Origin of the sequence: Agrobacterium vitis, assembly GCF_013426735.1 — a bacterium.
In the GTDB taxonomy this organism is placed as follows: Bacteria; Pseudomonadota; Alphaproteobacteria; order Rhizobiales; family Rhizobiaceae; genus Allorhizobium; species Allorhizobium vitis_D.
Genome location: NZ_AP023272.1, coordinates 2553400 through 2574298 on the forward strand (window position 1 = coordinate 2553400; position 20899 = coordinate 2574298).

Here is a 20899-nt window from a genome sequence, read left to right on the forward strand (position 1 = left end):
CATGCGGCGCATGACACTCGGATGGCCTGCACTCCCCAGCCTACCGGGGATGATATGAACCAAATCAATCCTGAAACGTTTATCCAAAAGAAAAAACCAGGAGAACGTGTGATGATTTATGCCAAGCATGGAAACGCTGCATCCACCGAAGACGAATTGCGGGACCTGGAAGAGCGCGATATCAACGACGGCTGGCCTTATTCCGATACACCGGCAGCAGCCTCGGACGCGCCGGAAAATCGTGCTTACGGAGAAACCGCTGGCAATTTCGACCGTGATACCAATGGTGGATACCGTATTGAGGACGTCGATGCTTCTGGAAAAGAAGAGGCGTTAAAGGATAGTTTGAGCCCCGCGACCATCGGTCGTGAAGACAGCGATGACATTGAAAGCCGTATTGCCGAGCGGTTCGAGGCAGTTGATGACATGGTGCTCGACAACATCGAAATCAGCGTCGATGGTCATACGGCAACGTTGAGCGGCATGGTTGATACCAATGAAGAACTGCGGATGGCGGCACGTTTGGCACTTAGTGTTCCCGGCGTTCGTCATGTCATCAACGAGATCGAAGCCATGGGGGTCGATGCCCATCAGCCCGATGAGGACTGATGGTGCTTGTTATGCGAGGGTCGAAAGCGCTCTTACATGATCGTAAGAGCGGCTTACGGCCCTATACGGGGCGACAGGCCCAAGCTGCCGCCGAGGTCGAACGCCAGCGCCACATAAAAGAAAAAGCCATCCTTCTGCTGTTTTGACGAAAAATCAGTCGGGACGATTGTGTTCGGATTGACGATATATGCGGCACCTGCGTTGAGAACCCCCCTGTTGAACAGTCCCGTTCTTGCATGCACATCAAACATGAACGTGTCCTTCGACTGCCGCTGATCAAGTCCTGCCATGACCCGCCGGGCATTTGTTTCATATTGCGCGCGCTCCTCGCTGAGGGCGATATAGTGGATCGACGCGCCAATCGTGGTGAGCGGATTTTCCGGCAGGAAGCCCGAATATTCGAAGCCGGCATAGGCTTCCCACGGATAGGCCTGGCCTTCGCCGAGCGTGTGGAAAACACCCCCATAGAACGCCAGATTCTTCGGAACCGGACCGCCGTTGGGATCACTCCAGAGGACTTTACGCACCTGCCCATAAAAACCGTTGGTGCCATTCTTATGGGTGATGACAGTCGGCGAAGCGGAGCTGAATGTCGGGTTTCCTGGCCCGTCATCATACAGTGCATCATTATAAGCGGCCGAGCGGCGATAGGCACCAATCTCGAATTTTAGAGGACGAGGGGTATCTATGAAACTCTCTGCATGAATGATGTTGGCAACCGCAATATACCCATCGGTACTGCCCTTTTCCCAATCCCAACCATCACCGTCCAGCCAGTTGTCAGTATTGTTTTCAACGATACCGAAGCCTGCCGTTGTGTTGGGCGTCATTTTATATGCCGCCCGTGCCCCCCAAACGGCAAGCCCCGCCTCAGGCAGATGGAGTGTTGCTCCTTGTGTGGAGTTAACGCAGGCGGGACCGTCGCAGAACCCCCTGGTCAGGAAATTTTCAACAAGTCCCATCCGGCCAGCCTCGATCAGGAGACGATCATCGAAAAAATCCGCCTGGAATGTTAAGCGGGTGAGATCCGTGTCTGACTTGTCGCGAACGGGCCCAACGAAGACATTCGCGTAGCCGCCGACATTGTGAGCCGGAAAATTAAACGTTTCCGTCAGCCTTAATCGAAAATCAGGCGACAGATGACCAGTCGCATCAAAGATTAACCCGCCATAAGCCGTCGAGCTAAATCCATATGTCGGGGAACTCTGGTAAATGTTGAAATAGTCCAACCTGAGGTCAATTCCGTTATCATGCAGAGCTTTTCCAACGGACGCCAAAGGGCCTTCGTAAACCGGATCGGGAAGATTTCCCAGGGCAGATGAAGGCACATCGGCAACCAAAGCAGGCTGGGCCGCCACTGGGACAGCAATTCCAAACAGCACGATGAACCACAATGTACAGAACAGTTTTGCTGCATGGATACTGTATTCGAGCCCTCTCTGCGTCTCCAGACTGGCGACCGCACACGTCCTCTTTCCCTGCTTCAAGGCATCCTCCTCCTCTGATAGATGGAGCGCGCGGCCTCCTACCGCGCGCTTCGGCTCAGTCAATTGACCGAGCCGTTCGATCAGGCCTGTCTTCCTCCAAACACCGGCCTTACAAACACTGGTCCCCAAAACATTGGGGAAAGGCACAAGCTCACCAAATACCGCCCCATAAAATGCTGCCCAAATCTCGATTGCAGGCTCGACCCCTGTCGTTCCACGCGATCCAAATCCGGGGCAGCCCAAGTCTGTAACGACGCCAGATCAGCGTCACGACAAGAGGCAAATTCAAGGGCAGTTGTTTGGCCATATCGCTACAGGTTTTCAGCGCATAAGGGAGCGATGCCGAAAAAGATGTGACATAAGCCCGATCTTCCTCCGTAAAAAGTTGCTCTTTGCGCAGAATAAATTTGGCAGGGAAGATCGCCGTCATCCCTATGACATGCCAGTCATCGATGATTTCCACCTGTTCAGATCGCAATACCATCATGGCTCAACGCTGCTTGTTGAATACCGATCGGTACGCTTTTGCGGTGGACTGTAAAAGTCACGGCAGGATACACATGCGATGTAACCATTATCTGCCGAACACAGGAGCAATTTACCCCCAATTTTATGGGAACGCGTGGTGAGCGCATGCCTCTCACATCCGTCTGGAAAAACACCAAAAAAAAGCGCTTCCGGTTTCCCGAAAGCGTTGAAAAATTCAGAAGATAGAGAGAGTTAAAGCAGGCCGGTTCAATTGCAACCGGGTGGACCCTAGCGCCATTGCTTCGGGTCGGTGGGGTTTTGGCAGCCATAAGGCGGCAACATGGTGCTAAAATTGGCTTGCAGCTTGGCGCAGCCCCATTTGTTGAACGGATCCGGCAGGCGGCTGTTGATGTCAATACCGACTTCCTGATACGGGGTCTCCGTATTGGTGACATAGGTATACCAACGCGAGCCGAAGAGCACGATGGCGGCGATTGCCATGATCAATATCAGTCGCAGCAGGCGTTTCATTCATTCATTCCTTGTTGTTTCGGTAGAGTGGCTCAGCCAGCGAAAAGCATTACCCAGCCAATATAGAGCCCGTTGGCAACCAACAGGCAGAACACTGCAAACGATCCTAAATCCTTCGCATTGCGGGCGACGATCGAAAATTCCGGTGAAATCCGGTCGATCACGTCTTCGATTGCGGTATTTAGAGCCTCGACGGCAAAAAGCACCAGCATCAACAACAAAAAGCCGAGATAATAGACGGGTGCTGCGCCCCTCAGCGCGAGGAGCAGCAGGCCAGCTCCGAACGCCAGCACTTCATGGCGAAACGCGGCCTCGCGCCACAAGCGGCGCGCGCCCTGCATGGAATAGCGAGTGGCAGCAAAAAGATGGGCAAACCCGGTCTTTTTCTCAAAGGGTGCGGGTTTATCGTCTTCTAAACTCATGTCTGAGGCCGTCTCAATACCAGGCTTTTCAACAGAAGATGCCTCAATGGGTGCCAGCATTGGTCACGCCGGCCTGTTCGAAGGTCGCCATGCCCGCATGGCATGCCGCAGCCGCCTTGACGATGCCAGCGGCAAGGGCGGCACCCGTCCCCTCACCCAGCCGCATGCCAAGCGCCAGAAGCGGCGTCTTGCCCAGCTTGTCGATCGCCTTCAAATGCCCTGGCTCCGCTGAGACATGGCCGATCAGGCAATGGTCGAGCGCCGAGGGATTAGCAGCTTTCAGCAGGGCAGCGGCAGCCGTCGCCACATAGCCGTCGATCAGCACCGGAATACGCTCCATTCGCGCTGCAAGAATGGCACCTGCCATGGCGGCGATTTCGCGTCCTCCCAGACGGCGCATCACTTCCAGCGGATCAGAAAGGTGATCGCGGTGAAACTCAACCGCCTGCTTGACCACAGCAATCTTGCGCTCCAGCATTTCGCCTTGCGAGCCGGTGCCAGGCCCGACCCAGTCCTCGGCCGAACCGCCGTAAAGCGCCAGGTTGATTGCTGCGGCAATGGTCGTATTGCCAATCCCCATTTCGCCTAGGCACAGCAGATCCGTGCCACCGGCGATCGCTTCCATGCCGAAGGCCATGGTGGCCGCACAATCACGCTCCGACAGAGCCGGCTCGACGGTAATATCGCCAGTCGGATAATCCAGCGCCAGATCGAAAATCTTCAATCCGAGATCATGGGCAACGCAGATCTGGTTGATCGCCGCCCCACCGGCTGCAAAATTCTCCACCATCTGCTGGGTAACGGAGGACGGAAACGGCGTAATACCATGCCGGGCCACGCCGTGATTGCCAGCAAAGATCGCCACCAGTGGACGGTTCACCGCTGGCGCACGGCCACTCCAGGCGGCAAGCCACATGGCGATTTCTTCCAACCGGCCAAGCGAGCCCGGCGGCTTGGTCAATTGACGGTCGCGGTCGCGGGCGGCCACAAGCGCCTGGCTGTCAGGCCCTGGCAAATCGCGCAGCAGCACTCGGAAATCCTCAAACGGCAGGCCGGTTACACTCATCAGGCAGGCTTTCTTGTCTTTTGCTCAGGCGAATTTCGCGCCTTTCTTAATGCATAAATTCCCAAATCGGAATCGATTCGCACAAAATTTTATCAATGAGCGAAAAAACCCTGATCTACCTGTTTTCACAAACATGACGAGAATACGATTTCGCGGAAAACGCGACCAATAGAACCAACCGTCGAGCCTTCGCTGCGGCTGGCAAATACCAATAGGCAAACTATATATCAAACCATGAAAAGAGCCGGATTCGGCACGGTTTCCCTCCAGGAAACGCGCGCAAATTCTTAGATATAAAGAGTGGACGACGTTGATGACCCTGACTGCATTTGTCGATGATCTCGCCCGCTCGCTCGGCTTCCTCAGTCGTCTGCCGATAGCGTCGCGATTTTTCCAAAACCATTCCGGCGAAATGAGCCGCACGCCCCGCGCCTTTCCGCTGGCCGGTGCGGTCATTGCCGCCCCGGCGGGCTTGTTGCTCGCCTTAATGCTAGGCCTCGGCGCCAGCAGTCTGGTCGCCGCTTTTGCCGCAATTGGTTTGCAAGTCCTGCTGACCGGCGCGCTGCATGAGGACGGTTTTGCCGACACAGCCGATGGCCTCGGGGGTGCCAGCCGCGAAAAAGCACTGGACATCATGAAGGACAGCCGGGTCGGCACTTTTGGAGTTTTGGCCCTGGTGTTCGGCGTGGGTCTGCGGGTCGCGGCGCTGGCTTCGCTGGTCAACAGCCTCTCTCCCATCAATGTTGCGCTGGTGATGATCGGCATTGCCGCCGTCAGCCGGGCGCTGATGGTTTGGCATTGGCATGCCCTGCCCTCTGCAAAACCCGATGGTGTCGCCGCATCGCTTGGCAAGCCGGAGGATAACACCCTGTATACAGCCCTGTTCCTCGGCTTGGCCGTCGCGGTTGTCACCATCGCGCCGGTTACCTCTTTTCATCCGCTAGCGGTCATGCTTGTCGCAAGTGGCGCGGCGGCCTTCGCGTCCAATCGGCTGGTCTCGCAGAGGCTAGGCGGCCAGACTGGCGATACCATAGGCGCTACCCAACAGATTTGTGAGATCGTCGCCCTGGTCAGTATCGCCATGGCCTTGTAGGACATCAGCATGACAAACGCTCAAGCCTCTTCGCCCTGCGCCACCTCGCCTTGCATTGGCATCTGCACTCTGAACGAGACCAGTGCCTTCTGCCTTGGTTGCGGGCGCAGCCTGGACGATATCGCCAATTGGTCGCGCTATAGCGAGCGGCAACGGACAGAAATCATGCTGAGCTTGCGAGGGTCTCTGCCGGTAGAACAGGATTAGACCATGAAACTCGGTGGGTTTGGCATTGTAATCGGCATCCTTCTCGCAGGAACTGCGGTTTTGATCATCAACCGCGATAGCGGCCAGAGCTTCGGCATGGATAATGACGACTTCGCCCGTGTCGTTACCCTTCTACCCTTTGCGCTCATGCTTTCGGCAGGCATTGTCGCCAGCCGCCAGAACCTGGGCCAGAACTTGCGATTTGCCGCCGCCTGGGTGCTCATCGCGCTCATCCTCGTCACCGGCTATATCTACCGTAACGATGCGGCTTCCGTCGCCGACCGGGTGCTGGCCGGACTGGTTCCGGGGCGTGCCGTCGTCACCACGACCGGCGATGGCCAGAACCAACTCGTCTTGCAAAGAGGCTCCTCCGGACATTTTTCGGCAACTGTCAGCATTAACGGTGTCGATATCCCGATGATGATCGATACCGGAGCCAGCGCCGTGGTGCTGCGAGCCGAAGATGCCGCGCGAATCGGCATCAATGTTGAGGACTTGAACTATAGCGTTCCCGTCAGCACCGCCAATGGCGAGGCGCTAGCCTCCCCCTTGCGCCTGCGGCAGGTGGCCATTGGCCCCGTAATCAGGGAAAATGTCCGCGCCCTGATTACCCAGCCGGGCCGAATGGACGGCAGCCTGCTTGGTATGAGTTTTCTCTCGACGCTAGACAGCATCCAGATCCGCGGCGACGAACTGCGCCTCACGGACTAATATGAAGAACCATTGAAGCTGGCAGCTCGTCTTCCGTTTTCGAATATCTCACGCTTTTGATGCATGAGAGTTTCTCCGACGAAAGTGGAAACCGGGTTTCCCCGAAGGACAAACAAAACATGAGAAATGAGTGCCTGTTTGGTTCAATCTGAACCTGGATAATTCTCGCCGAACCGTCACATCAAGTAGGATGCCCACGCTGCGAAATCATCGCTATTCCCAGCTATTCAAAAGCCAAAACAACACAGTCTGCAGCCACAAATCGAATGTTGGAAACTGGCGCCTGGAGCAGTTCAATACCTAAGTGACCTGCCTCTGGGATGTGAGCGTCCGGTGAGCGGATTTTGCCGATCGGGCAAATCGGGGGATGTTCTGGCATTAGAACCAGCATTAGTGCTGACATTAATACCAGAACGAAGAGGTTGCATGGCTCGCATGGAGATCATGTCCGGCAGTGAGCGTCGGCGGCGCTGGTCTGACGAGGCGAAACTGAGGATATTGGCGGAAGCGGATCAACCTGGTGTTCGCATTGGTGATGTGGCTCGCCGGCATGATATCTACCCATCCCAGATCCGTTTGTGGCGGCAGTCATTCAGTTATGTCGGTCAACCGGCGATGTTCCTTCCGGTTGAAATCACCGAGGAGGCAAGCGCTACCCAGGCACCTGACACGCCACCGACGCCAGCGCTCATCGAGATCTCGCTACGAAACGGTCGGTGCTTGAGGGTTCCGGCTGACATAGAGCTTAGGATGCTCGGGTCGTTGATCGCCTGCGTGGAGGCGGCATGATCGGGCCATCGGGAAATGTGCGGGTCTATCTGGCCTGCGGAGTGACGGATATGCGGCGCGGCATTGATGGCCTATCGGCGCTGGTCGAGACGGTCGTAAAGGAGGCCCCTGGCTCGGGCGCAATCTTCGGCTTCCGCGGAAAGCGCGCGGACCGGATCAAGCTTCTCTGGTGGGACGGTCAAGGGTTCTGCCTGTTCTACAAGATTTTGGAGCGCGGATACTTTCCTTGGCCGACGGCGAAAGAAGGTGTCGCGCACCTAACGCAGGCACAGCTTTCGATGCTCGTTGAGGGGATCGATTGGCGCCGCCCGGCGTGGACATCCGCCCCCGGTCGAACAGGATAAAAGCCATATTTTGCAGAGACATCCGAGGCATAAAACTGGCATGCCAACGGCAAATCGGCTAGATTTGCGGGTATGGAAACAGCGCCGCCGGACAGTCAGGACGAGCTCACTGCTTTGCGCGCGCTGGTCGCGGAACAGGCGGCGAAACTTGAGAGCCAGGAAGCCGAGGTCATCAAGCGTGACTCCATAATCGGACTTCTTCGCGCGCAACTGGAGCTGCTCCGACACCGGCAGCATGGCGCTTCCTCGGAAAAGATCGACCGGAAGATCGAGCAATTCGAACTGATGCTGGAGGAGATTGAGGCCTCCCGTGCCGAGGCTGAAATGCGTTCCGGGAAAACTCCTTTGCCGGAGTTGGACGACGCGCCGGACAAGCCGAAGCGCAAACCACTGCCCGATGGCCTTCCCAGCGAAGAGTTGGTCTATGCGGCCCCCTGCAATTGCCCGACCTGTGGTGGCACATCGTTCCTGAAGGCCGCCGACAGGGTGATCCAGATCTTGGAGCACGTGCCGGCGTCGGTCAAGATTGTCCGCCATGTCGAAAAGCGCATGATCTGCAGGGAGTGCGATACGACGGTGGCTGGCGAGATGCCGACCTTGCCGATCAAGCGCGGCAAACCCGGGCCGGGACTGCTCGCCCATATCATGATCGCCAAATTCGACGATCACATCCCCCTCTACCGCCTGTCCGAGATGTACGACCGGTTGGGGATAGACATCTCCCGATCCGTGATGGCCGACTGGGTCGGCCGCGTATCCGCTTTGCTGACACCACTCGTCTTGTTGATCAGGGCCCATATCGCAGCACTCGACCGAATCCATACGGACGATACCCCGGTCGATGTTCTCGACCCCGGGCGGGGCAAGACAAAAACCGGCAGGGTCTGGGTCTACGTGTTCGACGGCAGTGGCTATCAATCCGCCACTCCCGCAGCCATCGCCTATTACTACAGCCCTGACCGCAAGGGGGCGCATCCCGCTGACCATCTCGCAAGCTTCAGCGGCGTCATGCATGCCGACGGCTATGGGGGATACAAGAAGCTCTACGGCAACCAGATCGTTGAGGCCGCCTGCATGGCGCATGTGCGCCGCAAGGTCCATGATGTGATCAAACTCAAGCCGTCGCCGATCGCGGAGGAAGCGCTGTCGCGCATCGGCGCTCTCTACGATATCGAGAACCGTATCCGAGGCATGTCGGCTGACGAGCGGCGCACTCTGCGCCAACACCATGCCCGGCCCGCTCTGGATGAGCTGAAGGCCTGGATCGAAACCACGCTCTCAACTTTGCCGCAGAAGCAGAAGCTGGCCGAGGCAATGCGATATGCCCTCTCTCGATGGGCAGCCTTGAGCGTTTACATCGACGATGGCCGGGTCGAGATTGACAACAACATCGCTGAACGAGCCATGCGTCCGCTCGGAATCGGAAGGAAAAACTGGCTGTTTGCCGGCTCGGATAAGGGCGGTGAGCGCATCGCCAACATTCTGACCATCATCGAGACGGTCAAACTGCAAGGCCATAATCCGGAGGTCTATCTGACAGATGTCCTGACCCGGATCCAGGATCACCCCAAAGATCGAATTGAAGACCTGCTGCCCTGGAACTGGACACCAGCAAACGCTCGATGCGAGGCCGCCTGATGGCCCGCTCGAGGTTCATCTACACACTCAGCCAAGTCGCCGGCATGATCGGCGAGAACCTCGAACTGATCGAAGAAGTGACCGCAAACTCGGACAACCTCTCCGAGGGCGAACTGGTTTACGTCAGCGATGGCAGTGAAGATGGCACGAAGGGTCTGACCGAGAATGGCATCGACGAACTTCAAAGCCTACTTGCCGACATCAGGACTTGGGAGGGCGGTATCCGCGAGTTCCTCATCGACACACAGTGCGATCCTGAAATAATCGACCGCGTCATGGCCGATGAGATGAAACGCGGCCTGTAGATTCGGACAATCGAACGCGCGAAAATCCGCTCACCGGACGCTCACGTCGAAAGCCTTGGAAATCTCGCCCAGAACATGATCCCAGACACCCGCCTTTCGCCATCGCACGAACCGGTTGTAGCAGGTTGTATATGGGCCATATCGATCAGGAACGTCTACCCAGGGTGAGCCTGTCCGAAACCGCCACAAGATGCCGTTGATCACACGCCGGTCGTCAACACGTGGCACCCCACGCGGCTTGTTGGGCAACAAGGGCTGGATGACAGTCCATTCGAAATCGGTGAGATCAAACCGGCGACGGGTCATGAGAGGCCTCCAAATCAAGGCCTCAGTGAATCAAAATCAGGCCGATTTGCAAACCCGGTTTATGAGTGTGCGGCCTAAGTGTTTGATCCCGGACTTTAATGGTGCATTATTTTCCCTCGAATGGAAGGAAGCACTATGGGCCAGGTTCTACACGGTCGCGCCACAACGACAGAGGCAATCCGTCGAGCAATACAAAATAGTCAAGAGAGCCTGAGAGCGCTCTCAAAGCGGTATGGGATCAACCCGAAGACCGTTGCCAAGTGGAAGAAGCGCACATCGGTTGCCGATTTGGCGACCGGGCCGAAGGAACCGCATTCGACAGTCTTGAGCCTCGAGGAGGAGGCCGTGATTGTCGCCTTCCGCAGGCACACGCTTCTACCTTTGGATGATTGCCTTTATGCCCTTCAGCCAACAATCCCGCATCTGACGCGCTCGTCCTTACATCGATGCCTACAGCGCCATGACATTTCACGACTGCCGGAAGTCGAGGGCGACAAGGAGCCAAAAAAGAAGTTCAAGAGTTACCCCATTGGCTACTTTCACATCGATATCGCTGAAGTCCAGACCGCTGAGGGCAAGCTCTATCTGTTTGTGGCCATTGATAGAACGTCCAAGTTTGCCTTCGTCGAGCTTTACGCCAAAGCCGGAAAGATGAATGCAGCCCAATTCCTGCGCAATCTGGTCAAGGCTGTGCCCTATGCCATCCATACGGTTCTGACGGACAACGGCATTCAGTTCACCAATCGGGCCTGCGATCTCTACGCCTTCCATCACATCTTCGACCGGGTCTGTGACGAGAACGGCATTGAGCATCGTCTGACCAAGCTGAAGCACCCATGGACCAATGGGCAGGTCGAGCGGATGAACCGGACGATCAAGGAAGCGACCGTCAAGCGTTTCTACTACGACGATCACGACCAACTCAAAAGGCATCTCGCCGACTTCATTGATGCCTATAATTTCGGGCGAAGGCTCAAGACCCTAAAAGGCCTCACGCCCTACGAATTCATTTGTAAACGATGGACTTTGGAGCCGGATCGTTTCATCATTGATCCGATCCATCAAATGCCGGGACTAAACACCTAAGTGACCTGCCTCTGGGATGAGGCACGATTTAAAAACAAACTATTGACGTAAAAAAAGAAAAACCCGGCCTAAAGCCGGGTTCTTGGTGCGGTCGAGACGAGTGCAATATGCTGTAAAGGTGTTGGAATCATTACGATTGATGTCCCACGTAAAAGATGCTCGTATCTAAAAAAAACAATAACTTAGAAACTCGGTGTCCCACGCATTAGCATCCACAAAACGCCGACGATATTCACGTTATCGGAAAATTTCTATTTTTTTATCTAGAATAAATATTCACCACACATTAAAATGATGAAAGCTGACACTGTCCGCAAGCGATGGAACTGACGGATTATCTGACCTCCGCCAGACATCCATCAACAGCCCGCGCCTCAACCGCATGGTAGAAATTGCTGTTTAAAACCGATCCATCTTCTTTGCCCAGTCAAAAAAGCCCCCCTCACATTGTAAACAAGATTGCGTTGTAGCCGAAAAGAATCGAATCGATCAGCCTCAACTAACGTCCTCGCTTGGCGAGAAGATCATATTGAAATGAAGCTCGAAACAGCTCATTAATAATTGAGCCCAGAATTAACTCAGCATCACTGCAAGACAACAGTAAAATCGGAAGCCAGATGAAAAAAGAAGAGAAGATCGAATATATTCTTGCAGAATTTGAAAAAAATAAAAAAGAAATTGAAAATCTTCGGTCAAGGCTTGAAGAAAATCAAAATAATTTATCCATCTTAAAATCAAGATTGGAAAGAAATATACTTGATATCTTGAAAAAGCCAATTATTTTTTGTGTGGACACAATCAGATTTGGTCCGGCACCTCATCTATTTGACAAAAAATGGTATAAAAAAAATTACTCTGATGTGGAGTTTTCTGGCCTCAATCCTTGGTTTCACTTCAAGAAACACGGTGAAAAAGAAGGTCGCGATCCGAACGTACTGTTTTCAACGCGTTATTATCTCGAATCTTACCCAGACGTTAAGCAGAACGCAATTTCTCCCCTGACTCACTACATGAAATTTGGGTCAAAGGAGAACCGTAAGCCCCATTCGTTCTTCGATGGCGGTTGGTATCTCGACAAAAATCCTGATGTAAAGGAAAGTGGTGTCAACCCCCTTCTTCACTTCTTGACGCACGGGATCAACGAAGGCCGGATGCCAAACGGTATGTTTGATTCAGAATGGTACCTAAAGCTTCGGCCAGACGTAGCCGCGGCAAACATTTCTGCAATAAAGCATTACGTATATTACGGCATTAAAGAAGGCCAAGCGTGGCAGCCGCCAGCAAACTCGCGCCCAGACAGATACATTAACCTCAACGCTGAAAAAAACGCATACTTTATTTCACCCGAGCGCGCCCCTTACACATATATTCCTCTCCGCCCTAGCCATTCAGTGAAGCAGTTTATGCAAGCCCATTCGGACGCCACAAAATTCAGCGTTGTTGTTCCTGTATACAACACCCCCGAAGGACTATTGGATAAAGCATATGAAAGCGTCAACTCTCAGTGGTACGGCAACTGGGAACTAATATTCGTAAACGATCGGAGCACCGACGCGCACGTGACTGCTGACTTAGAGCGACTTAGCAAAAAGGATTCACGTGTACGTGTAATTGACACACCATCAAATAGTGGAATTGCTGGAGCAACGAATTTCGCAATCTCCGCAGCGAACGGGAACTATTTGGTGTTCCTCGACCATGATGACGAGCTCACCAGCGATTGCTTATACGAGTTAGCCAAACGAATTCACGAAACAAAAGCAGACTTTATTTACTCTGATGAAGACAAAATTGACGAACACGGTAATTTCGTACAGCCGTTCTTCAAGCCAGATTGGTCGCCCGACACGCTGATGGCAACAATGTACACCTGCCACGTTTCATGCGTGAAACGTTCATTGGCGATTAGCGTTGGACCGCTTGATTCCGCATTAGATGGTGCCCAAGACTGGGATTTCATTCTAAAGGTGACCGAGAAGGCTTCAAGAATTGAGCACATCGCGAAAGTTCTCTACCATTGGCGGATAATTCCAAATTCTACAGCTGCAGATCTAAATGCGAAACCCAAAGCCGTCGAAAGAGGAAGAACGGCACGGAACAATGCTCTTCGAAGAAGAAATCATTTGGCACTAATGCAGCCTGTGGAAGACCTCCCCAATCATTATGCGCCAGTTTACAGCCCCAAGCCTGGTACACGAGTGTCTATTATTATACCCACAAAAAACAACTTCAGGTATATTTCAAAATGCATATCTAGTATCATGGACAATACTATTTATAAGAAATATGAGATAATCATAATAGACAATGGCTCATCAGAAGAGACAACACTTAACTATCTTGACGACTTAAGAAAGAACGACGTAGTAACTGTATTGATACACGACAAACCTTTCAATTTTTCCGAACTTTGCAATCTTGGAGCATCCAAAGCTACCGGTGATGTTTATATATTTCTGAACGATGATACGGAAGTACTAAACAATAATTGGCTAGAACCTCTAGTTGGCCAAGCGCAAGTGGAGCACACCGGAGCCGTAGGTGCAAAGCTTATATATGGCTCAGAAAACTCGATACAACATAATGGCGTATTGAATATACATCCAGGACCCAGTCATGCTTTCTTAAGGCAGGACCCCAAATTTCCTGGTTATTTTGGTCGCGCAGTGCTGCCATATAACTGGATCGCCGTCACCGGCGCTTTGACGGCGATCGAGAAATCCAAATTCTGGCATGTAGGAGGTTTTGATGAAAACTTCCCGGTCGCCTACAACGATGTTGATTTGTGCTACCGATTAACAAAGGCTGGCTGGCACAATGTCAACCTCCCGTTTGTTCAGGTCATACACCATGAATCTGTTTCTCGCGGCAATGACCACGAGAAACCGGAGAAATTGGAGAGATTAAAGCAAGAGAAGCACAACCTTGATTGTAAGCATCCGTATTTCTTCCAGCGTGACCCATACTACAACGTGAACCTTCATCCGGTAGACATACAATTCGATTTGTCAACAAAATGGAGACAGTTTTGAAATAAAACCCGCGATGTAAGAAACGTTAAACGTCTAAGGCAGGAGAATGGAATTTTGAACGAGCGGCGCGACATCTATGATGAATACAAAAAATTGCAGCACAAAATAGATGCTGTTACGTTTGATTTCTTTGATACTCTATTTGTGCGTCCTCTTCGCGACCCTGAGGATCTATTCGATGGTATTGGCCAAAAGTGCCAAATAGAGAATTTTAGGGAACTTAGGCAGAATGCGCAGCAGCTTGGTTTCAAAAAAATGCACACCGAAAACAGAAAAGAAATTCTGTTCGATGATATATACTCGTGTTTTGACTTGCCGCTTATCACCAAGCAAAAAGCAATTAATTTAGAGATAGAACTGGAGGAGATGCTCCTATATCCAAACAAGGAAATCGTAGATTTTTATAATTTTTGTCGGAAGACGAAAAAAGTAGCCATTATTTCGGATATGTATTTGCCAAAAGAATTTTTTGAAAAGATCTTGAGTCGTCACAATTTAGACTTCGATGAAATCTTTGTCTCCTCAGAACTCAATGCCACCAAACGCGACGACGGTGAAATTTTTTTGATGGCAGCGCAAACATTGGGAATTGAACCTAGTCGTATCTTGCACATAGGCGATAATCTTAGATCAGATGTCGAGCGCGCCATGGAGAAATCGTTGAATACATTTCACTATGTCGAGTTACGCGACGAGCCCAAGACCCCTGCGCCGTTTTCTGAGTCGCTTGCGTTCTCTCTTTACAGAACTGCGGGGTGTGATTTCGAAGATAATTTTGAAGCTATTGGATTTAAGTATGGCGGTCCGGCGCTATCCGCTTTCCTTAGTTTTCTAGAAATAGAAACCAGGAAAGATAGAATTGAAAAACTCTTATTTATTTCCCGTGATGGTTATATATTAAATGAAGTTAGCAAGGAGATTTTTGAGAAAAGCGCGATAAAAACCGATTATTTCAAGGGTTCGATAACAGCCTTTAACATGAGCGCTATAACGGTCGAAAATTTTGACGACTTCTTACCGTTTTTGGTGTCGGGATGTTTTGGACTCAGCACACATGAAATTTTAGAGCGTATAGATGTCGAATGCCCATCTGCCGAGGTTTTTAATGATATTGGTCTTGGCGATGATGTGCCTGTTACTGAGGAAAATCTGGCCCAGGTTCTAGACTTTTTAATCTCATTTAAGTGGTCAATAATTAATCGTGCTGCGGAAAATCGAAAGGCGCTCTTCAACTACCTTTTAACTCTCGACGTCAAGCGAGGAATGAAGCTTGGGTTGGTTGATGTCGGCTGGTCGGGTACAACTCTCGAAGCGTTTTCACGCGCCTTGAAAGGCCTCTTTGATATCGAATTAACCGGATACTTTTTGTGTCTTGTGGATACGCCTGAGAGAATAGAACGCAGCAAAACTTTGCGTATGAAGAGCCTACTGAATGGCGAGGTCATTACTCAAAGCCAACTACAAAAAATATACGAAAATCGCGTAATTGCGGAACTAATGTTTACTGCTCCCCATGCGTCTGTAATTGGGTATGAATATGATTATTCAAAAACGGAAGTTAATTTTGTCGTTGATAATGGCCGTTCATTAACCGAAGTTCGGAACTTTGCGAGCCCGTCGCTGAGGCGCGGCATGGCTAAGTTTAACAAACAGTATCGTGAACTACATCAAAAGCTTGGGTTGACAATTCCACCAAAGGATGCCGTTAGGCCTTTTATAGAATATCTGGCAAGATCATCCCAAGAGCAATTATCGGAATTTCAGGACGTCAAAAATTTTGACGTCTGGGGAACCTCCAAGAATTTTGATTTATTTGCGACAAGTAGCGCAATTGCTTCTAAGCATGACCAACAAGAACATCGGCAGCCCTAATTGTTTAGGGCGCTCTGCTAGAATGAAATAATTGGCGAATTGCAGAATTTACGCAACTCTGACGTGCTCTCGCTGTTCTAAAATCGCGGAGCACGTCAAGCGCTTTAGGCAATCTCCATATTCCAAAATTTCCTTACAACATGTTGATATAGCTTTATATCCAGGCGGACACTCTCACGAATAACGTCGTTCACCTGAATGGAGTCAATAAACTCTCGTTCGACCATATCTGGGCTGACATTTTCTCTGACGTACGACAGGGGTAATCCGAAAATTCGGCTGAACGACTTAAAGGTTTCCCGAGGGCGCTCCGCCAATCCAATGAATGAAAAATGAGAATCAATATTGGAGATTGCCTTCTCAAGGTGTTCTTCCGTAACAGTCGAATCTTTATCCAGCCCAGAAATTGACCTCGTGTAATAATTGTCGAATTCTGAACATTTTACGCTACTTAAAGCTTCTAATATATTGGACGCCTGCAACATTTCTGCATCTTCTTGCACGTATTTCTTATAGAAATACAGCGATGAAACGAAATCATATGGATTTCGTAAGACAGTGAAGTACTTCGCTTGGCGCGCGAAGTGATCGTGGATGCCATAGGTGGTATGTCCGAATATCACGTCCACGCAATCCATTGAGGATGACGAGAGATTATTTATGATAGTGAAGTCGTGATAAAGGGGCAAGATAAAAAGCGCGCCCTGATGCTCCCCAAGCGCAGTGCGAAGGCTAGTTCCGCCTGTTTTCGGCATATGTAGAACGATCTTTAGGGGTAGCGATGATTCTGTAGAGCGATTTTTATACCGGAAATACTTACGTGCTATAATTTGCCCCCGAACACGTATCTCAAGCAGCAGAGCCTGTTCATTATCACGTGCGCTTGGCCCTACATCACACAGAGCGTTCCAACCAACGGCGGCCCAACCAACTCCCAACGCCTCCTCAACATCGCGCCTGGCGACAAAGCTCTGAATTTGAAGTTTCGCCCCATTTAGCCAGATTTCAAACTCCTCGCGGTGACCTTGAAAGGCCACCCATCCTTGAAACTCAACAATCGGCCAAATTAGAGCGTCCTGAGTAGTGTCTATCCACCCCTGAGCGGACCACCCGTTCACTCTATAACTCAAGATGTTTGCCATTTTGCCCCCCTTAAAACAAAAATTCCAACGTGCTTGACGCTACGAAACATTGATACTCTTTTAATTACAACCCCTAAAGCCTGATAGATAGCTCGCTACCCACCGTTTGCATTTTTTCATTTTAAAATCTATTGAGTTCCCTCACGTTTCGAGGCAACACCGTTTCTCCCTCTCGACCTCCGAAAAATCTCTTTTTTGCCCTATCGGCCTGCTAGGCGACGGTTTCGAACTTGCATATTGATCATGTATGCGACTTAGCGGTCGCCGCCGAATGGGAGATAGCGAGAATGGAGCACCTAATAAATGCAACGGTTCCCAGTGTTTACTTATGTTAAGCCTTCATCTAAATACCTCGCGGATTTGCCCGAACAATATGGTTTCTTTGGCGGAGAAGATTGTGGAATTGATTACTAAGCATATATTGGAAATGAAAAGGCGGATCGACGCACAACATTATGTTGAGGCATCCGAATACATATTACAAACAATCGATCGATATAAATTTTCAGATTCGAATATTAGTGATTTTATTCGCGCGTTCGTGACAAAATCTGTTGAGGTTAGAGATCAAGGAAAGCATCAACCTTCGTTAGAGATGATGATTCATGTGTGGGAAAGACAAAAACATGTCAATTTATGCTTGGAGATACTAGTTGTCCTTGTTAGCCTGACAAAAGATTGCCAAAGGTTTTTAGATTTCTCAAAAACTATACCTTCGGGATTTGCGAAAAATCCTCACATTTCTTTATTTCTAGCAGGAGGCTCGTTTCTTGCTGGAGATTTACGCCGTTCAACCGATTTTCTACAAAATGTTACACTAGAAACCGTACGAAATATTCCGTCATTTGCAATTTTTAGGCAGCAGCTCCTTTTTAAGTTAAGCGGCGCAGTCTCTGAACTATTGCTGCAGATCTCAACTGCCACAAACGATTCACGTACGCATGATATGTCGCACATGCTTCAGGTAAATCGATTCGCGATTTATCTGAAGGGTATAGAGGACTTCTCTGCCTTCGAGTTCGCGCTCATTTCGGGCATTCTTTATCCTGCGGCAGACGTTAAGATCCCAATAAATCTGATTGGCGATATTGCCGCGGAATTCAGCAGACAGGCTCCTGATGACGAGAGAAACGTTATACTTTTTCGCCTTTTAGTCGCGTTCAAGATTATCGAAAAAGCAAATTATCTTGGGGAGCTTTGGGTTGATTCTAAATTCGCTGATAATCCTGATTTCATAAAACAGCTATTCAAATTGTCCGAATTTGATGGCATGGAAAAATGGCGACCCATTGCCATTAGATTGGCAAGTGAGCTTGTTGGGCTTAATAATACTGAAGGGCATTGGCGACACCAAAATTCAGATGTTCAGTTCAAAGAGTTAAGCGCCAGGATATTGTTCTTAAAAAGCGCTCCGGATAGCGATTTTCAACGGCTTAATTTGCTGCCGAGAGCGCGCGCCGCCTTTAATGTTAACTCTACCGATCAAGAGCATGTGTTTATTGGAATGTTCGGACAGTGCAGGTTTTCGAACCATGTTTTTCCGTTGCTCATGGACAAACTGGCTAGCGAGACAGAAGCCCATGAAAGCCGAGGAATGAAATTTTCTTACGGTATCGCGACTTGGGACAAAGGTGGCTCAAGGGGCCTATTCGATCCGGACTCAATTCATTTCCTACTGCCGCACCTTCCAATCGAGATTCATGACGCTGTCTTGCAGCTTGGATGTCAATCAGTGGGAGAAGTGCGGCGCTATCTTCCTAATTTAATCAATTTCTGCGCTAGCGTGGCAGCGGCCGAGAGCGACATAACCACTGACTACTTAAAAAGCAAGCTTTCCACCGATTTTAAGATCGATATATGGAATGACAGCCAATTCAAGTCGCTGATCGGTAAACGTGTTTCGGATAGATTTTCTGGTAATGTCCACCTGGTTAATCAAGCTAGGATGTGGAACCGAATAGCCGCGCTACGTGAATTGGCAGAAAAAGCCGAGAGCGAGAAATCAGTGCCGATAACTCGTTACCTTATTTTGCGATCTGATTTGGTTTTCAGCGGCACCTCGTTACTTTCAAACCTATTCAATTTGACGCACGGCAGTCGGGATAACTTTTTAATCGGCGACCATGACCCACACGCTAACTTCATCGAGGGACTGGGCGACCGCATTATGCTGTGTGACAGGCAAGCGTTTGCGCGAATTACGTCGGGACAGGAACTGTTCTTGAATGTCATCGACGCACCCGGTTCGATGAAACCATATATGAGTCGCTGTCATGCACATCAGTTTTTGGAAACCATCCTTTTCGAGCAAGATACACGCTTGATCAGAGTGCCTTGGGACGAAACTCGTCATGAAATTTACCGGGGTCGACTGACAATGCAGCAGATTCTCCCGCATCTGGTCCTTGACCTTAACTCGGACAGCAAGTCCTTGGAACATCTCCGCGCATTTGTGTGAAATTTAGAGAGGTATCATGTCGTTGATAAGCTATCCGTCCGGTGAGACGTCATTTCGGGCACGAATTATCGCGCACAGGGGATTTTGGCTTGAAGCCTCAGAGAAAAACAGCTTGTCTGCTTTCGTTCGTGCGTTGACGCACGGATTCGGCATTGAAACTGATGTGCGGGATTTAGATGGTGAATTAGTTATTTCACACGATCCTCCCCGATCACGCGATAAGCCTATGAGTTTTTCAACTTTTCTGGAGATCTATAAATCCATCGGCACAGACGGCTGGCTAGCACTAAACATAAAATCGGACGGACTTTCCAATTTAGTCGATGATTTTTTAAAAAAACATGAGATCGAAAACGCTTTTGTGTTTGATATGTCTGTCCCAGACATGCGACATTACATAAATACGAAAATGAATGTATTTACACGAATGAGCGATATTGAACCTATCGCCTGTTGTGTTGAGCAGTGCGCGGGCGTCTGGCTTGATAGCTTCGATGAACCTTACACGAAGAGCAGTGTCATTGATAAGATAGCGGCCGAGGGTCGCTTCGCTTCGATAGTCTCTCCTGAACTTCACAAAAGAAACCATCTTGACGCTTGGTCTGATTGGGCATCGTCGTTTAATCTCAGCGAGAACGGCCGTTTGATGCTCTGCACCGATTTTCCTTCCAAGGCTCTGGAGTATTTTGGAGATAAAAATGATTAAAGCCGTGTTGTTTGATATGGATGGAGTGTTGATCGATGCCAAAGACTGGCACTACGACGCTTTAAATCGAGCATTGTCGCTGTTTGGTATGCCTATTGAAAGAGACGCTCACTTAAGTACATACGATGGCTTGCCAACGAAGCGTAAACTGGAAATTCTTAGCAAAACGCGGAGGCTTCCTAAACGGCTTCACCCGTTTATAAATTCATTAAAGCAGGATTTTACTGCGGAAATCGCTTACTCGAAATGTAAGCCAAACTTTTTACACCAACGTGCTTTGTCTTGCTTGAAATCTGAAGGTTTTAAACTTGCCGTCTGCTCTAATTCAATAAGAGCATCGGTTGACTTGATGATGAAGTTGTCAAAATTGGATATGTATTTAGACTTTTTCCTATCGAATGAAGACGTGAAACACGCCAAGCCAGACCCAGAGATATACGTCAAGGCTATAGAGCGAATGGGGTTGGCGCCTCATGAGGTTCTGATAGTTGAAGATAATGAGCACGGCTTAGCTGCTGCCCGAGCATCAGGGGCCCATGTGATGGCAGTAGCTGATGTGTCTGACGTATATTACGAGGCTATCAAACAAAAAATTTCGGCGCTGGCGGCCTAGTCGAGGGCAAGAGG

20 protein-coding genes and 1 pseudogene are annotated in these 20899 nt (G+C 50.4%); 14 read left to right on the forward strand and 7 right to left on the reverse strand.

Going from position 1 to position 20899, the window contains the following annotated elements; genetic code table 11:
- Positions 1–21 precede the first annotated feature (21 nt).
- Positions 22–609, forward strand: coding sequence for a BON domain-containing protein (locus H1Y61_RS11760; protein WP_174110671.1), 588 nt, complete (start codon positions 22–24; stop codon positions 607–609).
- A gap of 53 nt (positions 610–662) precedes the next feature.
- Here H1Y61_RS11760 and H1Y61_RS11765 read toward each other — a convergent pair whose 3' ends face one another.
- The 5 genes from H1Y61_RS11765 to cobT form a co-directional block, all read right to left on the reverse strand.
- A complete protein-coding gene (locus tag H1Y61_RS11765) occupies positions 663–2096 on the reverse strand; it encodes a carbohydrate porin (RefSeq protein WP_174110670.1) in 1434 nt (477 codons plus the stop codon).
- A gap of 151 nt (positions 2097–2247) precedes the next feature.
- The gene (locus H1Y61_RS11770; RefSeq protein ID WP_180572722.1) at positions 2248–2583 is read right to left on the reverse strand and encodes a hypothetical protein; all 336 of its coding nucleotides are present in this window, start codon (positions 2581–2583) and stop codon (positions 2248–2250) included.
- A gap of 269 nt (positions 2584–2852) precedes the next feature.
- Positions 2853–3095: a hypothetical protein gene (locus H1Y61_RS11775; RefSeq protein ID WP_015915860.1), complete on the reverse strand. Its 243-nt coding sequence runs from the start codon at positions 3093–3095 to the stop codon at positions 2853–2855.
- Between the two features lie 32 nt (positions 3096–3127).
- Positions 3128–3517: a diacylglycerol kinase gene (locus tag H1Y61_RS11780; protein WP_180574495.1), complete on the reverse strand. Its 390-nt coding sequence runs from the start codon at positions 3515–3517 to the stop codon at positions 3128–3130.
- Between the two features lie 43 nt (positions 3518–3560).
- A complete protein-coding gene (gene cobT, locus H1Y61_RS11785; protein ID WP_180572723.1) occupies positions 3561–4583 on the reverse strand; it encodes a nicotinate-nucleotide--dimethylbenzimidazole phosphoribosyltransferase in 1023 nt (340 codons plus the stop codon).
- A gap of 313 nt (positions 4584–4896) precedes the next feature.
- Between cobT and H1Y61_RS11790 the strand changes: the two genes are divergently transcribed.
- The 7 genes from H1Y61_RS11790 to H1Y61_RS27015 all read left to right on the forward strand — a co-directional run bounded on the left by H1Y61_RS11790 (position 4897) and on the right by H1Y61_RS27015 (position 9670).
- Positions 4897–5676 carry an adenosylcobinamide-GDP ribazoletransferase gene (locus H1Y61_RS11790; RefSeq protein WP_180572724.1) on the forward strand — a complete coding sequence of 260 codons (780 nt, stop codon included), beginning with the start codon at positions 4897–4899 and terminating at the stop codon, positions 5674–5676.
- Between the two features lie 9 nt (positions 5677–5685).
- Complete coding sequence (locus H1Y61_RS11795; protein WP_180572725.1) at positions 5686–5883, forward strand: DUF1289 domain-containing protein; 198 nt, start codon at positions 5686–5688, stop codon at positions 5881–5883.
- Between the two features lie 3 nt (positions 5884–5886).
- Positions 5887–6594 (forward strand): retropepsin-like aspartic protease family protein, encoded by a 708-nt coding sequence (locus tag H1Y61_RS11800; RefSeq protein WP_180572726.1) that lies wholly within the window; start codon positions 5887–5889, stop codon positions 6592–6594.
- A gap of 426 nt (positions 6595–7020) precedes the next feature.
- Entirely contained in the window at positions 7021–7383 is a 363-nt protein-coding gene (gene tnpA, locus H1Y61_RS11805) for an IS66-like element accessory protein TnpA (protein ID WP_180572727.1), read from the forward strand.
- The gene (gene tnpB / locus H1Y61_RS11810) at positions 7380–7727 is read left to right on the forward strand and encodes an IS66 family insertion sequence element accessory protein TnpB (protein WP_012478058.1); all 348 of its coding nucleotides are present in this window, start codon (positions 7380–7382) and stop codon (positions 7725–7727) included. The genes tnpA and tnpB overlap by 4 nt, the downstream gene beginning before the upstream one ends.
- 72 nt (positions 7728–7799) lie before the next feature.
- The gene (tnpC, locus tag H1Y61_RS11815) at positions 7800–9365 is read left to right on the forward strand and encodes an IS66 family transposase (RefSeq protein ID WP_180572728.1); all 1566 of its coding nucleotides are present in this window, start codon (positions 7800–7802) and stop codon (positions 9363–9365) included.
- Positions 9365–9670, forward strand: coding sequence for a hypothetical protein (locus tag H1Y61_RS27015; RefSeq protein ID WP_322277743.1), 306 nt, complete (start codon positions 9365–9367; stop codon positions 9668–9670). Before tnpC ends, H1Y61_RS27015 begins: the two co-directional genes overlap by 1 nt.
- A gap of 45 nt (positions 9671–9715) precedes the next feature.
- Here H1Y61_RS27015 and H1Y61_RS11825 read toward each other — a convergent pair.
- A pseudogene (locus tag H1Y61_RS11825) lies at positions 9716–9976 on the reverse strand (transposase); the annotation flags it as partial.
- Between the two features lie 135 nt (positions 9977–10111).
- Between H1Y61_RS11825 and H1Y61_RS11830 the strand changes: the two are divergent.
- The 3 genes from H1Y61_RS11830 (at position 10112) to H1Y61_RS11840 (ending at position 15966) form a co-directional block, all read left to right on the forward strand.
- On the forward strand, positions 10112–11062 hold the full coding sequence (locus tag H1Y61_RS11830; protein ID WP_180572729.1) for an IS481 family transposase: 951 nt from the start codon (positions 10112–10114) through the stop codon (positions 11060–11062).
- 617 nt (positions 11063–11679) lie between these two features.
- The gene (locus tag H1Y61_RS11835; protein WP_180572730.1) at positions 11680–14094 is read left to right on the forward strand and encodes a glycosyltransferase family 2 protein; all 2415 of its coding nucleotides are present in this window, start codon (positions 11680–11682) and stop codon (positions 14092–14094) included.
- Between the two features lie 54 nt (positions 14095–14148).
- Positions 14149–15966 (forward strand): HAD-IA family hydrolase, encoded by a 1818-nt coding sequence (locus tag H1Y61_RS11840; RefSeq protein ID WP_174110659.1) that lies wholly within the window; start codon positions 14149–14151, stop codon positions 15964–15966.
- A gap of 104 nt (positions 15967–16070) precedes the next feature.
- Here the strand turns inward: H1Y61_RS11840 and H1Y61_RS11845 are convergent, their stop codons facing one another.
- Positions 16071–17108, reverse strand: a complete 1038-nt coding sequence (locus H1Y61_RS11845) for a hypothetical protein (RefSeq protein ID WP_174110658.1) — start codon at positions 17106–17108, stop codon at positions 16071–16073.
- A gap of 397 nt (positions 17109–17505) precedes the next feature.
- Here H1Y61_RS11845 and H1Y61_RS11850 point away from each other — a divergent pair, with 397 nt between their 5' ends.
- Genes H1Y61_RS11850 through H1Y61_RS11860 form a run of 3 tightly spaced genes read left to right on the forward strand, consistent with a single transcriptional unit; the run spans position 17506 to position 20885 of the window.
- Positions 17506–19566, forward strand: a complete 2061-nt coding sequence (locus H1Y61_RS11850) for a hypothetical protein (RefSeq protein WP_180572731.1) — start codon at positions 17506–17508, stop codon at positions 19564–19566.
- A 16-nt stretch (positions 19567–19582) separates the two neighbouring features.
- A complete protein-coding gene (locus tag H1Y61_RS11855) occupies positions 19583–20272 on the forward strand; it encodes a PI-PLC domain-containing protein (protein ID WP_174110656.1) in 690 nt (229 codons plus the stop codon).
- Positions 20265–20885 carry an HAD family hydrolase gene (locus tag H1Y61_RS11860; protein WP_071205064.1) on the forward strand — a complete coding sequence of 207 codons (621 nt, stop codon included), beginning with the start codon at positions 20265–20267 and terminating at the stop codon, positions 20883–20885. Before H1Y61_RS11855 ends, H1Y61_RS11860 begins: the two co-directional genes overlap by 8 nt.
- Positions 20886–20899 lie beyond the last annotated feature (14 nt).

What these genes read in the sequence shown, in the direction of transcription:
- H1Y61_RS11760 (WP_174110671.1), top strand. Translation starts at nt 22, where the DNA reads ATGGCCTGCACTCCCCAGCCTACCGGGGATGATATGAACCAAATCAAT.
- H1Y61_RS11770 (WP_180572722.1), bottom strand. Translation starts at nt 2,583, where the DNA reads ATGATGGTATTGCGATCTGAACAGGTGGAAATCATCGATGACTGGCAT.
- H1Y61_RS11775 (WP_015915860.1), bottom strand. Translation starts at nt 3,095, where the DNA reads ATGAAACGCCTGCTGCGACTGATATTGATCATGGCAATCGCCGCCATC.
- H1Y61_RS11780 (WP_180574495.1), bottom strand. Translation starts at nt 3,517, where the DNA reads ATGAGTTTAGAAGACGATAAACCCGCACCCTTTGAGAAAAAGACCGGG.
- cobT (WP_180572723.1), bottom strand. Translation starts at nt 4,583, where the DNA reads ATGAGTGTAACCGGCCTGCCGTTTGAGGATTTCCGAGTGCTGCTGCGC.
- H1Y61_RS11790 (WP_180572724.1), top strand. Translation starts at nt 4,897, where the DNA reads ATGACCCTGACTGCATTTGTCGATGATCTCGCCCGCTCGCTCGGCTTC.
- H1Y61_RS11795 (WP_180572725.1), top strand. Translation starts at nt 5,686, where the DNA reads ATGACAAACGCTCAAGCCTCTTCGCCCTGCGCCACCTCGCCTTGCATT.
- H1Y61_RS11800 (WP_180572726.1), top strand. Translation starts at nt 5,887, where the DNA reads ATGAAACTCGGTGGGTTTGGCATTGTAATCGGCATCCTTCTCGCAGGA.
- tnpA (WP_180572727.1), top strand. Translation starts at nt 7,021, where the DNA reads ATGGCTCGCATGGAGATCATGTCCGGCAGTGAGCGTCGGCGGCGCTGG.
- tnpB (WP_012478058.1), top strand. Translation starts at nt 7,380, where the DNA reads ATGATCGGGCCATCGGGAAATGTGCGGGTCTATCTGGCCTGCGGAGTG.
- tnpC (WP_180572728.1), top strand. Translation starts at nt 7,800, where the DNA reads ATGGAAACAGCGCCGCCGGACAGTCAGGACGAGCTCACTGCTTTGCGC.
- H1Y61_RS27015 (WP_322277743.1), top strand. Translation starts at nt 9,365, where the DNA reads ATGGCCCGCTCGAGGTTCATCTACACACTCAGCCAAGTCGCCGGCATG.
- H1Y61_RS11830 (WP_180572729.1), top strand. Translation starts at nt 10,112, where the DNA reads ATGGGCCAGGTTCTACACGGTCGCGCCACAACGACAGAGGCAATCCGT.
- H1Y61_RS11835 (WP_180572730.1), top strand. Translation starts at nt 11,680, where the DNA reads ATGAAAAAAGAAGAGAAGATCGAATATATTCTTGCAGAATTTGAAAAA.
- H1Y61_RS11845 (WP_174110658.1), bottom strand. Translation starts at nt 17,108, where the DNA reads ATGGCAAACATCTTGAGTTATAGAGTGAACGGGTGGTCCGCTCAGGGG.
- H1Y61_RS11855 (WP_174110656.1), top strand. Translation starts at nt 19,583, where the DNA reads ATGTCGTTGATAAGCTATCCGTCCGGTGAGACGTCATTTCGGGCACGA.
- H1Y61_RS11860 (WP_071205064.1), top strand. Translation starts at nt 20,265, where the DNA reads ATGATTAAAGCCGTGTTGTTTGATATGGATGGAGTGTTGATCGATGCC.